The sequence below is a fragment of the Hydrogenophaga sp. genome, from assembly GCF_011390835.1.
Classification (GTDB): domain Bacteria; phylum Pseudomonadota; class Gammaproteobacteria; order Burkholderiales; family Burkholderiaceae_C; genus Hydrogenophaga.
In genome coordinates this window covers 1-14,068 of sequence record NZ_JAABRQ010000027.1, presented here as the reverse complement: position 1 = coordinate 14,068, position 14,068 = coordinate 1, and the positions used below count along the sequence as shown (strand labels likewise).

At 64.4% G+C, this 14,068-nt stretch carries 13 protein-coding genes; 8 read left to right on the top strand and 5 right to left on the bottom strand.

All coding sequences use genetic code 11. The features are described 5' to 3' along the window. Positions 1–10: 10 nt before the first annotated feature. Both GPT34_RS14685 and GPT34_RS14680 read right to left on the bottom strand, forming a co-directional pair. Complete coding sequence (locus tag GPT34_RS14685) at positions 11–1,198, bottom strand: serine hydrolase (RefSeq protein ID WP_291013957.1); 1,188 nt, start codon at positions 1,196–1,198, stop codon at positions 11–13. Next, positions 1,195–1,818 carry a 5-formyltetrahydrofolate cyclo-ligase gene (locus GPT34_RS14680; protein WP_291013954.1) on the bottom strand — a complete coding sequence of 208 codons (624 nt, stop codon included), beginning with the start codon at positions 1,816–1,818 and terminating at the stop codon, positions 1,195–1,197. Before GPT34_RS14680 ends, GPT34_RS14685 begins: the two co-directional genes overlap by 4 nt. Before the next feature lie 63 nt (positions 1,819–1,881). On the opposite strand from GPT34_RS14680, the gene GPT34_RS14675 reads away from it, so the two are divergent. Both GPT34_RS14675 and GPT34_RS14670 read left to right on the top strand, forming a co-directional pair. Beyond that, positions 1,882–3,831 carry a lytic transglycosylase domain-containing protein gene (locus GPT34_RS14675; RefSeq protein WP_291013952.1) on the top strand — a complete coding sequence of 650 codons (1,950 nt, stop codon included), beginning with the start codon at positions 1,882–1,884 and terminating at the stop codon, positions 3,829–3,831. Between the two features lie 19 nt (positions 3,832–3,850). Next, positions 3,851–4,807 carry a complex I NDUFA9 subunit family protein gene (locus GPT34_RS14670; RefSeq protein WP_291013949.1) on the top strand — a complete coding sequence of 319 codons (957 nt, stop codon included), beginning with the start codon at positions 3,851–3,853 and terminating at the stop codon, positions 4,805–4,807. Between the two features lie 72 nt (positions 4,808–4,879). On the opposite strand, the gene GPT34_RS14665 is transcribed toward GPT34_RS14670, so the two are convergent. Next, positions 4,880–6,139, bottom strand: coding sequence for an outer membrane protein transport protein (locus GPT34_RS14665; protein WP_291013946.1), 1,260 nt, complete (start codon positions 6,137–6,139; stop codon positions 4,880–4,882). A gap of 40 nt (positions 6,140–6,179) precedes the next feature. After that, positions 6,180–6,758 carry a DUF302 domain-containing protein gene (locus GPT34_RS14660; protein WP_291013943.1) on the bottom strand — a complete coding sequence of 193 codons (579 nt, stop codon included), beginning with the start codon at positions 6,756–6,758 and terminating at the stop codon, positions 6,180–6,182. Between the two features lie 207 nt (positions 6,759–6,965). Between GPT34_RS14660 and GPT34_RS14655 the strand changes: the two genes are divergently transcribed. From GPT34_RS14655 to otsA, 6 genes are all read left to right on the top strand, one after another. After that, positions 6,966–7,283: a metal-sensitive transcriptional regulator gene (locus GPT34_RS14655; protein ID WP_291013940.1), complete on the top strand. Its 318-nt coding sequence runs from the start codon at positions 6,966–6,968 to the stop codon at positions 7,281–7,283. A gap of 219 nt (positions 7,284–7,502) precedes the next feature. Beyond that, positions 7,503–8,210 (top strand): glutathione S-transferase family protein, encoded by a 708-nt coding sequence (locus GPT34_RS14650; protein ID WP_291013937.1) that lies wholly within the window; start codon positions 7,503–7,505, stop codon positions 8,208–8,210. Between the two features lie 55 nt (positions 8,211–8,265). Beyond that, positions 8,266–9,558 (top strand): multifunctional CCA addition/repair protein, encoded by a 1,293-nt coding sequence (locus tag GPT34_RS14645; protein WP_291013934.1) that lies wholly within the window; start codon positions 8,266–8,268, stop codon positions 9,556–9,558. A 47-nt stretch (positions 9,559–9,605) separates the two neighbouring features. Then, a complete protein-coding gene (gene otsB, locus GPT34_RS14640) occupies positions 9,606–10,340 on the top strand; it encodes a trehalose-phosphatase (protein ID WP_291013931.1) in 735 nt (244 codons plus the stop codon). Between the two features lie 4 nt (positions 10,341–10,344). Further along, positions 10,345–12,192, top strand: coding sequence for a glycoside hydrolase family 15 protein (locus tag GPT34_RS14635; RefSeq protein ID WP_291013928.1), 1,848 nt, complete (start codon positions 10,345–10,347; stop codon positions 12,190–12,192). Beyond that, complete coding sequence (gene otsA, locus GPT34_RS14630; protein WP_291013926.1) at positions 12,192–13,571, top strand: alpha,alpha-trehalose-phosphate synthase (UDP-forming); 1,380 nt, start codon at positions 12,192–12,194, stop codon at positions 13,569–13,571. Before GPT34_RS14635 ends, otsA begins: the two co-directional genes overlap by 1 nt. Positions 13,572–13,600: 29 nt before the next feature. On the opposite strand, the gene GPT34_RS14625 is transcribed toward otsA, so the two are convergent. Further along, on the bottom strand, positions 13,601–14,068 hold a 468-nt coding region (locus GPT34_RS14625), incomplete at its 5' end, for a glucokinase (RefSeq protein ID WP_291013924.1).

Sequence of the window (14,068 nt, the reverse complement as noted above, 5' to 3'; positions counted from 1 at the left end):
ACGCCGCGGATCACTGCGCCATGCGCAGGCCTCCTTCCACGTAGCGGTAAACCTCGTCAGGGATCAACTTGTGCTGGTTGTAGGTGCGATGCCGCACCTGTCCCAGGCGCACCACGACCAGCTGGGCCGAGGGCACGACGATCACGTATTGCCCAAGGTGACCTTGCAAAAAGTAGAACGGTGTACGGTAGCCCGGGTCCATCCACAGGCTGTGACCGTAGTGGCTCACAAAGCCATTGGGCCGAACCATCTGCTGAACAAACTCGGCCGGCAGCAATTGCTGGTCGCCCCACCGCCCACCTTGCAACAGCAGCTGCCCCAGGCGCGCAAAATTGCGAGCCGCACTGTGGATGCAGCAGTAGCCCATCTCCATGCCACCCTCGGCGCGCGGGCGGTCGAGGCTCCAGCTGGCGTCACCTTCCATGCCCATGGGCTGCCAGAAACGGGAGGCCAGGTAGCTGGAGAGCGTGAGATCGGGCTGGCGCGCCTGCAAAGCCCGCTGCAGCGCCAGCGCCAGCACCTGGGTGGAGGCGCTGCTGTATTCGAACGCGGTTCCCGGATCGCGCTCGAAGCCTTGCGCCAACACGGTGCCGGTGACATCTCCGCCGAAGTACAGCTTCGTGGTCGGGTTGAGCGGCAGGTAGTAATGCTCGGTCCACTCGTGCCCAGAGGTCATAGCCGAGAGCTGGGCCAGCGTGGCCTTCGAGCCTCGCGGGTCGTTTGCGTATTCGGGCAGGTAGTTGGAGAGCGGTGTCTCAAAGCTCGGGATGAGGCCGTCGGCTATGGCCGCGCCAGTCAGCATCGTGACCACCGTCTTGGCCATGGAAAACGAATTGGTCTGGCTGGTCGCGGTGTAAGGCGCGAAATAGGTTTCGTGCAGCAACTTGCCTTGGTGAATCACCAGGAATGCCGCCGATCGTTCGGCTTGCAGGTGCCGCAGCAAGTCAGGCGCGATGCGGGTCTGCGCAGCGCGCTCGTCTTGCAGCCATGGCTTGGCGATGGTCGAGGGCACCGCCGCCTGCTCGAAGTTGGCCGCGTCGTCGATGTGCGCAGTGTTGTGGCCATCGAGATAGGTGTAGCGCAGCGCAGTCCAGAAATAGCTGTGGCCGCCAAACTGGATATAGGCCGCCAGCGCCAGGATCAGCAGCAGGAAGGCGCCAGCCACGCGCCCGATCCAGCGCATCACCGGGGCTTTCATCGGCGCTGCTCGGGCCACATCACACCGGTGTCGGTGATGATCGCGTCAAGCGGCACATCGTGGATCTCGGGCTGCAGCTCGGGCAACCAGCCAAAGTCGTAGCCCAGCCCCACAGTGAAGGGTTTGGGCTGCAGGCTGGCCAGGGTGCGGTCATAAAAGCCGCCGCCGTAACCGAGCCGGAAACCATCCGGCCCATAGCCCACACACGGCACAAAGATCAGCGTGGGCACCACGATTTCGGTGTCCTTGGGCTTGGGAATGCCGAAAGCATCCTCCTCCATCGGGCAACCCGGAAACCAGGTGTAAAAGGTCAACGTTTTGTCCACCTTGTTGACCACCGGCAGACCGATGCGGCGATGCCGCTGCGCGCTCTTGGCGTCTTCCTCCAGACCGGCTTCCTGCCAGCGAAACAACGCCGGCAGCGGATCAAACTCGCCCTTGATGGGCCAGTAGGCGCCGATCACCGCATCGGGCCGCTCGATCAGCCACACGCGCATCACCCGCTGCAGCATGTCGTTGCGCCAGGCACGGTCGGCCAGCGCCTGGCGTTTGTCAATCAATGACTTGCGCCAGGCGGCTTTCTGACTCTGCAAGGAACTCTGGCCGTCTTTGTTGTCCATAATCGTTCTATGACTTTGCGAAGCGTTCGACACTTGAAAACCCTGCGGGTCCTCGCAGCCATTATGGCTTCGCTGTGCCTCACAGGACCGGGTTGGGCGCAGACCAGTGGGGATACCACCCTTCTGGAGATGCGCGAGGCCTACCGCCGGAGCAACACCACCACGCTGGCCATCCTGCTGCCGCAGATGCGCGGCCATGTGCTGGAGCCACTCGCCACCTACTGGGAAGCCCGCAGCCGGCTGGACACTGCCACGCCCGAGCAGATGCGTGCTGCGCTGGCCCGCCATCCCGGCAGCTACTGGGAAGACCGCCTGCGCAACGACTGGCTGCTGCACCTGGGCAAACAGCGCGACTGGGCGAACTTCTCGGCCGAACTGCCACGCTTTCGCATGAACGATGACCGCCAGGTGCAGTGTTACGCGCTGCTGCTGGACGCGGTCGACCAGCGCGCGCCGGCCGCCGAGGTGGCACCGCAGGTACAGCAACGCTGGCTGGAGCAACGCGATGCGGACGATGGCTGCTCCACCGCCGCCCAGGCCTTGCTCGACAGCGGCCACCTCAAACCCGCTGCCGCCTGGGAACGCGCCCGCCTGGCAATCGAGTTCGGACGCACTGGCGTTGCGACCCAGGCCGTGGGTCTGCTAGATCCCGACTGGACGAGCACAGTGGAGTCGATTGCCAAAGATCCGGCCAAATACCTGGACGAAAAGATCACCGCTATCCGCCCGCGCACCAAGGAGCTGGTGACCCTGGCCATGATCCGTATGGCCAGTCAGGATCCGGAGGCCGCCGCGCGCGAGATGGACCGCAAGCGCTGGAAAGCCCAGCTCACGCAGGAAGAGCGCAGCTGGGTCTGGGGCGTGATTGGCAAGCGCGCTGCGCAGCGCCTGCAAGACAACGCACTGACTTACTTCGCCAACGGACAGCCCAGGTTCATGACGGACGACCACCTGGCGTGGAAAGCGCGTGCCGCGCTTCGGGCTGGCGCCTGGAGCCATGTGCAAGAAGCCGTAGCGGCAATGAGCCCCGAGCAGCAGCTCGAGCCTGTCTGGGTATATTGGCGCGCCCGATCCATCGAATCGCTGAAAGCGTCGGATGCAGTGCAGGCGGGGGCACAGGCGCGCGAGCTGTACGCCTCCATCGCTTCTGTGCAGGGCTTCTACGAGCAGCTGGCGCTGGAGCAACTGGGGCGCAGTATCACCGTGCCGCAGCCTCCGGCACCGCTCACACCGCAGGAAATCGCCGAAGCCAGCAACGATGTGGCGCTTCAGCGGGCGCTGGCGGCGATCCGCCTGGGCCTTCGCAGCGAGGGCGTACGCGAATGGAACTACGAAGTGGCCTTGCACACGCCGGGCGGCATGACCGAGCGCGAGCTGCTCGCCGCGGCACAACTGGCCTGCCAGAACCAGATCTGGGACCGCTGCATCAACACCAGCGAACGCACGCTGCAGGCACGTGACCATACCCAACGCTTCCCGATGCCGCACCAGGCCGCGGTGGTCAAGCAGGCCAATGCGATCGGTCTGGACCCAGCCTATGTCTACGGCCTGATCCGTCAGGAAAGCCGCTTCGTCATGGATGCCCGCTCGGGCGTGGGCGCCTCGGGCCTGATGCAGGTGATGCCCGCCACCGCCCGCTGGACCGCGCGCAAGATTGGCATGAGCGATTTCCGCCCGCACCAGATCACCGAACTGGACACCAACATCGCCATCGGCACCTCCTACCTCAAGCTCGCGCTCGACGACTTCGAAGGCTCGCTACCCATGGCCGCTGCGGCCTATAACGCCGGCCCCAACCGGCCCCGAGCCTGGCGCAACGGTCCGGTGCTGGCGGCCGAGATCTGGGCTGAGAACATCCCGTTCGACGAGACGCGCGACTACGTGCAGCGCGTGCTGTCCAACACCGTCAATTACGCCGCCCTCATCTCCGGCCAACCGCAGTCCCTGCGCACCCGACTGGGCCAGGTGGGTCCGCTGCCGGTCAACGCCGCCGTCAACCGCGACCTGCCTTGAAGATCGCTCGCAAGGTCCTATGAAAAACATCCTGGTTCTGGGTGGTACCGGCTTTGTCGGTCGCCACGTGTGCGAAAAACTACAGCGTCAAGGCTGGTCCATCACCGTGCCGACGCGGCGCGCCATCAACGCCAAGGCTGTGCAGCACCTGCCCCGCCTGACGGTGCTCGAGGCCGACGTGCACGACGAAGCGACGCTGACGAGCTTGCTGGCCGGGCACGATGCTGTGGTGAACCTGATCGCCATCCTGCACGGCAGCGAAGCCGCGTTCGAGCGTACCCATGTGACCCTGCCACAGACGTTGGCCCGGGCCTGCAAGGCCAGCGGCGTGACGCGGCTGGTCCACGTGAGTGCGCTCGGTGTCGGGCTGGACAGCCCGTCGCGCTACCAGCGCAGCAAGGCCCGCGGAGAAGAGGTGCTGCGCCAGGCCGGTCTGGCACTCACGGTGCTTCGCCCCAGCGTCATCTTCGGCGCCGGCGACCGCTTTCTCAACCTATTTGCGCAGTTGCAGGCGGTGTTCCCAGTGGTCCCGCTGGCAGCGGCCAGTGCGCGGTTTCAACCAGTTTGGGTGGAGGATGTGGCGAAAGCCGTGGTGAGCGCCTTGCTAGACCGCAACCTGCCCATGAGCTCAGTTGGCCAGACCTTTGAATGTGCTGGCCCCGAGGTGCTCACCCTGGCCGACCTGGTGCGCATCGCCGGCCGCCACGGCAGCAAACAGCGTCCGGTGCTGCCGCTGCCGATGGCGGTTGGGCGCCTGCAGGCGATGATGATGGAGCTCGCTCCCGGCGAGCCCTTGATGAGCCGCGACAACCTGGCTGCGATGTCGGTCGACAACTTGGCCAGCGGCCAGTGGCCCGGCCTGACTTCGCTGGGCATCACCCCCTCTTCGGTACACACCATCGCCCCCACCTACCTGGGCACACGCGGTGGCCGCAGCAGCCTGCTCAAGGCGCGCGCCGGCGGGACCTCACGCTGAATCGAAACGAAAAAAATCCACCCGGCCCTTCAGCGCGGGTGGACCAAGAGACTTCGTCTCAGATGAAACTGGTCAGAATTTGCGACTGTATTGAAGGCCAATCGAGTTTTGCTTCATGCGAATCGTTTCCTGAATCGCAGTGCCGCCGCCCCCACCGAACATCGGGTTGTTGAACAACGAAGCTCCGGTCACTTCGTTGTTGCGGGCGTGCATATAGGTGAACGTGAGTTCCGATTGTTTGTCCATCTGCATGGTCGCACCCAAGGTGATGTGATCGGTGACCACACCAGGCGCCAGAATGTTAAAGCTCACATCAGCTGGTGTAATTGGGTTCTGCCCCTTGCTGTACCCTGCGCGCAGCGTCCAAGTGGGGTTGAATTGCCATTGCGCACCGATCTTCCACACATTGATGTCGCGCCACCCGAAACCCGGTCCATTGTCGGCGCCCAAGGGGGCCATGTTGCTGCTGGGGTTGCCAATGGAAGACACGCCGCTGTAATTGATGCGCTGGTAGTCCATCGCGAACAGCAGCGCAGGCGTTGCCTGAAATGCCAAACCGAGCGTGTAGTTTTCCGGAATGTCGAAATCACCACCCGCTGCGAACAAGCCTGCGTAGTCTTTGAAGCGGCTCATGCCGATCTTGGGGGAATACGACGCTCCGATGCTCAACGTATCGGACAGTCGGCCCATGTAGCCCAAGCGCACGCCTAGGCCTGTGCTGCTGTCGGCACCGTTGTTCGTGAGCTTGGTCGAATCACTCGAGATACTGCCAAAGCCGTCCAGTCCAAAGGCCTTGAAACGCTGGTACACGAGCAAAGGAGAGACTCCCAAGGAATGACGGTCGTTAACCTTGTAGGCCACGGTCGGCGCTACAACCAGCTGCATCAGGTCAACACCCAACTGCCCGGTACCGTTCAACACGTTGCTGGTAGCCGGATAGGTGGTGTTCATGCCGCCGTTACCGTACACCGTCACACCCCAGCTCAGACGGTCGGAGATCGTTTGGTTGTACCCGAATTCGGGGATCAGAAAGACTTTGCGATCACTTTCGGCGCTGGCGATGGGCGAACCGTTGAAAGTGCGGTTCATGCTGCGATCAGGCATGAAGATATCGGCGCCGATATCCCATCGGTTGCCGGCAAATGCAGAAGCTGCCGGGTTGTTGACGCCGGCAAAGGCGTCCTGGGCCAATGCGGTGGCCGCACCCCCCATGCCCTTGGCCTTGAGGCCAAAGCCGTGAGGAAAGTAGCCGTTGGTGGCGTGGGCGGGCAGCAAGGCGGTGCCCAGGGCGAGTGCGGCTGCCGCGCGCAGGGCGGTGCGTTGAAATGTCATGGTGTCTCCTCGGGTGTTATTGGTTATTGGCTGAGCCGGATCAGAACTGGCCCTTGGAGCCGCGCTCCATCATTTCCCAGATGGTGTCGCGCACCTTCGTGGCCTCTTCCTTGAGCGGAGAGGGCAGCTTGCGCCCCATCTTCACCATCATGTCCATGTTGAGCGTGTACATCCACAGGCTGCCGTCGTCGTGCTCGATCAGCGTCACCCGGCATGGCAGATAGGCTGACATGTGGGGGCTGAAGTCCACCATCTTGCGGGCGGTGTCTGGGCTGCAGAACGAATAGACGGTCAGCAGTTTTTCCTTTTTGCCCGAGCGCGCTTCCAGCTCCTTGGACAGCGGCAGGGTGCCCACGTCACGCATGTTGCGTTCGACCGCCACGAACTTCAGGATCTCTTCGACCTCCTTGGCGCTCACGCCTTCCTTGACTTTGCGCTCCCAGGTGGTCGCGACCGCAATGTCGCCGTCGGCCTCAATCCAGCGGTCCCACATGCGGGAGGCCTCGGCACCCGCACCGTCCTCCAGCTTGCCGATGGTGGAAATCGTGCCGCAACCGGTGGTGGCGAGCAGGGTGGCGGTGAGCGCAAGGCCGGTGGCGAAGCGTTTGAAAATGTGCATGAGGGCTCCTCGTTGGAATGGTTGCTTGGTCGCCGGCACACCGGTCGACTCCTCCCCAAGGTAACGAATTCACACCAAAAGAGCATTGGTGACTACCCTAGGGGGTAAGGTATATATTGAGTTGTTTTTGAATGAAAAAGGCAACAGGTGGTTGCCTGGCACGGTTTTTTGGCAAACTCCATCCACCAACCCAGCACAGGAAACACCATGGCAGTCTCCCCCGCAAAAACCGCCCCAGTTGATGGCAGCACCGCCGCGACCTATCGATCCGAGCACCAGCGCGACGTAATCAACCGACTCAAGCGCATAGAAGGACAAGTCCGTGGCCTGATCGACATGGTGGAAACAGGTCGCCCGTGCGAAGACGTGGCGCAGCAGATGTCGGCCGCGCGCAAGGCGATGGACAAGGCCTTCTACCGGATGATGGCGTGCTCGGTGATGGAAGCGGTGTCTGGCGGCGAGTCCGAGGCCGAAACCTTCCGCGAGGTGGAGCGCTCGGCGCGAATTCTCGAAAAATACGCCTGAACACGGAGGTCCCCGCGCTCCAACGCTGCGCGGATAGCTGCCCCACGAGGGGGCCAGGCCAGCCTTGAGGCGAACTGGCGTCTGACCGGCTGAAGCGCCCTCGCTTTGCCATTTTTTGAGCCGGTGCTTCATCGGCCACCGAATCAATCGGCGCTCACCTTGACATCAATGCCTTCTGCCGATCGGGCTAGCATGCAGGCCATCACCCACGGAGGCCTCATGGCATTGCAGCTCTACATTGGCAACAAGAACTATTCGTCCTGGTCCATGCGCCCTTGGGTGCTGATGAAGCAGGCTGGCATCGCCTTTGACGAGTTCATGGTGCGGTTTGACTCCTTCGCGGCAGACTCGGTTTTCAAGAAAACCTTGCGCGGCATCAGTCCCGTGGGCAAGGTACCGGTGCTGGTGCACGATGGCCTCGTGGTGTGGGACACGCTGGCCATCACCGAATACCTCGCCGAGCGTTTTCCCGAACAACAGCTCTGGCCACTTGATCCCCAGGCCAGGGCGCGCGCGCGCAGCGTGTGCGCCGAAATGCACAGTGGCTTTGGCTCGCTGCGCAGCCATTGCCCGATGAACATCGAAGCGAGCCTGCCTGACATCGGCCGCCTGATCTGGCGCGACCAGCCCGGTGTGCGCGCTGACCTGGCGCGCCTGTGTGGCCTGTGGGGCGAACTGCTCGCCGCCCAGCCCGACAAGATGCCTGACGGCAGTGGTCCCCTGCTCTTCGGCCGCTTCAGCATCGCCGACGCCTTCTTCGCCCCGGTCTGCATGCGGCTCAAGACCTATGCCCTGCCCCTGCCGGCCGACATGGCAGCGTATGTGGAGCGCGTGGCCGCGCTGCCTGGCGTGCAAGCCTGGATTCAGGACGCGCTCGCCGAGCACGATTTCCTCAACTTCGAGGAGCCTTACCGGCTGGGTCGCTGAGGCTTTCCAAGCACTGCCCGCCATAGCCCTGCGGCCAGCACCTAAACTGAAGTCCATGGACATTTACTTGGTCGGCGGCGCGGTGCGCGATGCGTTGATGGCACCAGCTTCGGTGTCATCAGCCTCAGCGCATGTGGACCGCGACTGGGTGGTGGTGGGCGCCACGCCCCAGGCCATGCAGGATCTGGGCTATCTGCCCGTGGGGCGGGATTTCCCGGTCTTCCTGCACCCGGAGACAAAAGAGGAGTACGCACTTGCGCGCACGGAGCGCAAGACCGCGCCGGGCTACCACGGCTTCGCCTTCCACGCCGCACCGGGCGTGACTCTGGAAGAAGACCTGGCGCGCCGCGACCTCACCATCAACGCCATGGCGATCGCCGCGGAAGCCGCTGAGCACCCGACGCGCGCCACGCTCATCGACCCTTTTGGTGGCCAGCGCGACCTGCAGGCACGCGTGCTGCGCCATGTCACCGGCGCCTTTGCCGAAGACCCGGTTCGCATCCTGCGTTTGGCGCGCTTCGCTGCGCGCTTTCCCGAATTCAGCATCGCTGCGGAAACCGAGACGCTGATGCGCGACATGGTAGCCGCTGGCGAGGTCGACCACCTGGTGCCCGAGCGCGTGTGGCAAGAGCTGTCGCGCGGCCTGATGGAGCAGCGTCCCAGCCGCATGTTCGACGTGCTGCGGGCCTGTGGCGCGCTCCAGCGCCTGCTGCCCGAGGTTGATCGGCTCTGGGGCGTGCCGCAACGCGCCGAGTACCACCCCGAAGTCGACACCGGTGTGCACCTGATGATGGTGCTGGACATGAGCGCGCGGCTGCAGACTTCGCTGCCGGTGCGCTTCGCCTGCCTGTGCCACGACCTCGGCAAGGGCACCACGCCGGCAGACCTGTTACCGCGCCATATCGGTCACGAACAACGCAGCGCGAACCTGCTGAAAGGCGTCTGCGATCGCTGGCGGGTACCACGCGAGAGCCGCGAGCTGGCCGACGTGGTGGCGCGCGAACACGGCAACATCCACCGCAGCGCCACACTGGGTCCCGCCGGTCTGGTGCGGCTGCTGGAGCGTTGCGATGCGCTGCGCCGCCCCGAGCGCTTTGAAGAGGTGCTGCTGGCCTGCGAATGCGATGCCCGTGGCCGGCTCGGACACGGCGACAGCGCGTATCCGCAACGTCCACACCTCCTGCAGGCGCTGGCGGCTGCGCGATCGGTGAACACACAGGCTGTGGTCGACGGTATCGCCATACACCCTGATGGCAGCCCGCAGGCAGGGCCCAAGATCGCGCAGGCCATCCATGCGACACGCGTCGAGGCAGTGAAACAGGCGATGGCGCCAGGTACACCGAGCTGAGGGCGCGCCATGTCCCTGGTCGCCAGAGTCTGATACGGTAGGCACCGATGAGCTCAACTCCGCGCCTGCTGACACCACACTCGGCCCTCTTTCTCGATTTCGACGGCACGCTGGTCGACATCGCACCGCGCCCTGACGCCGTCGACATCCACCACGGACTGCCAGACCTGCTGGTGCGGCTGCACCAGCGCCTGGGTGGCGCGCTCGCACTGATCACCGGACGTGCCCAGGACGACATCGAGCCTATGCTCGCGCCAGTGCTCACCTACCTGCCCGCCGCCTACGAACACGGCGCGGTGCGCCGCCGCGCAGACCAGACGCTGACGGTTGCACCCCCGCCCGCACTGGACCGTGCACTCGCCGCCGCCCGATCGCTGGCCGACCGCCACCCCGATCTGCTGGTCGAGCGCAAGCGCTCATCGGTCGCGTTGCATTTCCGCCTGGCACCCGCGCTGGCGCCGGCGTGCGTCGCTGCCATGACCGAAGCCGCGCAGCAAGACCCCGGCCTACAGTTGCTGCATGGCAAGGCCGTGGTCGAGGTGAAATCCGCGCAGGTAGGCAAGGGCCTGGCCATTGAAGCCTTCATGGCGGAGGTGCCTTTTGCTGGCCGGCTTCCCGTGTTCGTGGGCGACGATGTCACCGATGAACCCGGCTTCGTGGTCGTGCAGCGGCTGGGCGGCGACGCCATCAAGGTGGGCAGCGGAGAGACCGCGGCTGCCCACCACATCCCGGACCCCACCCGCCTGCGCCAATGGCTGCAAGATTCCCTGCAACAACTTTGACCACATGACCCCAGCTTCCGACGCCCCCACACCAGGCAACGCCACCGATACCAGAGGCTTCGGCCCACCCGCAGTACCCTCCCTGTCCCTCGGTGTCGTGGGCAACTGCGCCTTCAGCGCACTGATCGACCCGCTGGGCCGCGTGGTCTGGAGCTGCCTGCCCCGCTTCGACGCCGATCCCGTGTTTCACGCCCTCCTCGGCAGCGACGATGGCGCCGGTTCGTTTGCGGTCGAAATCGAAAACTTCGCCAGCAGCAGCCAACACTACGAGCCCAACACCGCCGTGCTGCGCACCGAGCTCTGGGACAGCCACGGTCATGGCCTGCTGATCACCGATTTCGCACCCCGCTTTCCTTCGCGTGGACGTATCTTCCGACCTACCATGCTGGTGCGCCGGGTTCGACCCCTCAAAGGCACGCCGCGTATTCGCGTGTGTCTGAAACCGCGTTTCGACTGGGGCGCGTCCGAGCCCGCCATTACGTCGGGCAGCAACCACATCCGCTATGTTGGCGACCAGCAAACGTTGAGACTGCAGACCGACGCCTCGGTCTCAAACGTGCTTCATCAGCAGCCCTTCCTGCTGACGCGTGAACTCAATTTCCTGCTGGGCCCGGATGAAACCCTGGAGGGCGGCATCGGCGATACTGCACGCCATTTTGAGCAGGAAACGGTGGCCTACTGGCGCGCTTGGACACAGCGCCTGGCCTTGCCCCTGGAGTGGCAGGACGCGGTGATTCGCGCCGCCATCACGCTCAAGCTGTCGGTGTTCGAGGACACCGGTGCCATCGTCGCCGCCATGACCACCAGCATCCCCGAAGCGCCCGATACCCAGCGCAACTGGGACTACCGCTACTGCTGGCTGCGCGATGCCTTTTTCGTGGTCCGCGCGCTCAACAGCCTGGCGGAGGTCGGCACCATGGAGGACTATCTGGACTGGCTCACCAACGCGGTGGCGGGTGCCAACGGGGACCATGTGCAGCCGCTATTCGGCATCGGACTGGAGCGCGACCTGCCCGAGCGCATCTGCGAAGGCCTGCCCGGCTACCGCGGCATGGGTCCGGTGCGTGTCGGCAACCAGGCGTACGAACACTTCCAACACGACGTCTACGGCAACATCGTGCTCGCTGCGGCCCAAGCCTTTCACGACCGGCGCCTGCTGCACCCGGCCGGTATGCCCGAATTCCTCCGGCTGGAGCTGATGGGAGAGAAGGCAGTGCGCGTCTTCGACCAGCCCGACGCCGGCATGTGGGAGCTGCGCACCCGCTCGCGGGTACACACATCGTCCGCCCTCATGTGCTGGGCCGCCTGTGACCGGCTGGCCAAGATCGCGCTCACGCTGCAGCAGTCCGAGCGCGCGGCCTACTGGCAGCAACACGCCAAGGCGATGCGCGAGCGCATCCTGCGCGAATCCTGGAGCGAAGAGCGCCAAGCCTTTGCCGAGAGCTTCGGCGGCCGGGATCTTGATGCCAGTGTGCTGCTGATGGCCGAAGTGGGTTTTATCGAACCACTGGACCCGAGGTTCATCGCCACCCTCGATGCGCTGGAGAAGCACCTGTGCGACGGCCCGTACATGCGCCGCTACGAAGCCGCCGATGACTTCGGCAAACCCGAGACCGCTTTCAATATCTGCACCTTCTGGCGCATCGACGCCCTGGCGCGTATTGGCCGTGTGGACGAAGCGCGCGCCATCTTTGAGACCATGCTCAAGGCGCGCAACCCATTGGGCATGCTGTCCGAAGACACCCATGCCGTCACTGGCGAAATGTGGGGCAACTACCCGCAGACCTACTCCATGGTCGGCATCATCAACGCGGCCGTTCGGCTCTCGACGGCCTGGGACACGGTGATCTGATGGGACGCCTCGTTGTTGTTTCCAATCGGGTGGCCGATCCACGCAAGCCCGCTTCAGGCGGCCTGGCGGTGGCCGTGGGGCAGGCGCTGGAAGCCTCGGGCGGACTCTGGTTCGGCTGGAGCGGCAAGGTGGTGGACAACGGTACGCCCGGCGAAGGCGACCTGCACCTGCACCAGGCTGGCAAAGTGCAACTGGCCACCGTGGATCTCAGCCGAGACGATCACGACAGCTATTACCTGGGCTACAGCAACGGCGTGCTTTGGCCGGTGTTTCACTACCGCATCGACTTAGCGGACTTTGACGCGGGCTACATCGGCGGCTACCGGCGCGTGAACCAGATGATGGCGCAAAAGCTGGCGTCGCTGCTACGCCCGGACGACATCATCTGGGTGCATGACTACCATCTGATCCCACTGGCAGCGGCCCTGCGTGCCATGGGCTGCCAGCAGCGCATGGGCTTTTTCCTGCACATTCCACTTCCGCCGCCGTTGATCCTGGCCGCCATTCCGCAGCACGAATGGCTGATGCGATCGCTGTTCGCCTACGACTTGGTCGGCTTTCAAACCGAGGCCGACGTAGCGCATTTTTCGAGCTACGTAGGCACCGAGATCTCGGCCGATGTGCTCGGCGAGCACGAATTCCGAGCCTACGGGAAGACGCTTCAGGTGCAGGCGTTCCCCATCGGCATCGATGTGGATGAGTTCACTGCCTTGGCCGCGGGTCCAGAATCACAAGCTATGTACGCTCAGATGCTGGCCGAGTATTCACGCCGCCGCGTATTGCTGGGCGTGGAGCGCATGGACTACTCCAAAGGTCTGCCGCAGCGCTTCAAGGCATTTCGCCTGCTCCTTCAGAACTATCCGGAAAACCTGGGCCGCGCCACACTGATCCAGATCGCCGCGCCGAGCCGCGAGGCGGTGGATGCCTATGCCACGCTGCGCCTGGAGCTGGAGAGCCTGAGTGGCGCCATCAACAGCGAGTTTGGCCAGCTTGACTGGATGCCCATGCGCTCGATTCACCGAAACGTGGCACGCAAGCGCCTGCCCGGCCTGTACCGCGCCGCGGCCGTGGCGCTGGTGACCCCGCTGCGCGATGGCATGAACCTCGTGGCCAAGGAGTTTGTCGCCGCCCAGGACCCGGCCGACCCGGGCGTGCTCGTGCTGTCCCGTTTTGCGGGTGCGGCCGAACAGATGCATGAGGCCCTGCTCGTGAATCCCTATGACACGGCGCATACGGCAGAGACGATCCAGCTGGCGCTGCAGATGCCGCTGGCCGAGCGCCAGCGCCGGCACCAGGCGCTACTGGCGGGCATCCGGGCACACGATGTGCACTGGTGGCGTAAGCAGTTTCTTCATGCTTTGGCCGCCACACAATCCTGAGCTCGGGTGCTAGACCGGGGGCGCTCAGCTCAGCTCAGCGCATCCAGCGAACGGGCTGCCCCCAGCAGGGCCGGAGACTGCGCCGAGGTGATCACCCAGACTGGGATGTTGGCCAGATAGGACTTGAACCGCCCTTTGGCCTCGAAGCGCTCGCGAAACGGCGAGCTGTCAAACCAGGCACCTAGCCGCGGTACGATGCCGCCCCCGACGTACACGCCCCCGTGTGCACCTAGCGTGAGCGCGAGGTTACCGGCCACCGTGCCCAGCACGGCACAAAACATGGTGAGCGCTTCCACCGCTTGCGGGTGGTGGGCTTTCAGCGCCGCCTCGGTCACGGCGGCGGCACTGCGGATCGCCCCCGGCCCAACGCCATCGGCCTGGCACAACAGACCGAATGCATCCAGCAAACCTTGACCACACACCAGCCGCTCGGCTGAAGCATGCCCGTAGCGCTGTGCCAGACCGTCCATCACCACGCGCTCACGCGCCGTGATCGC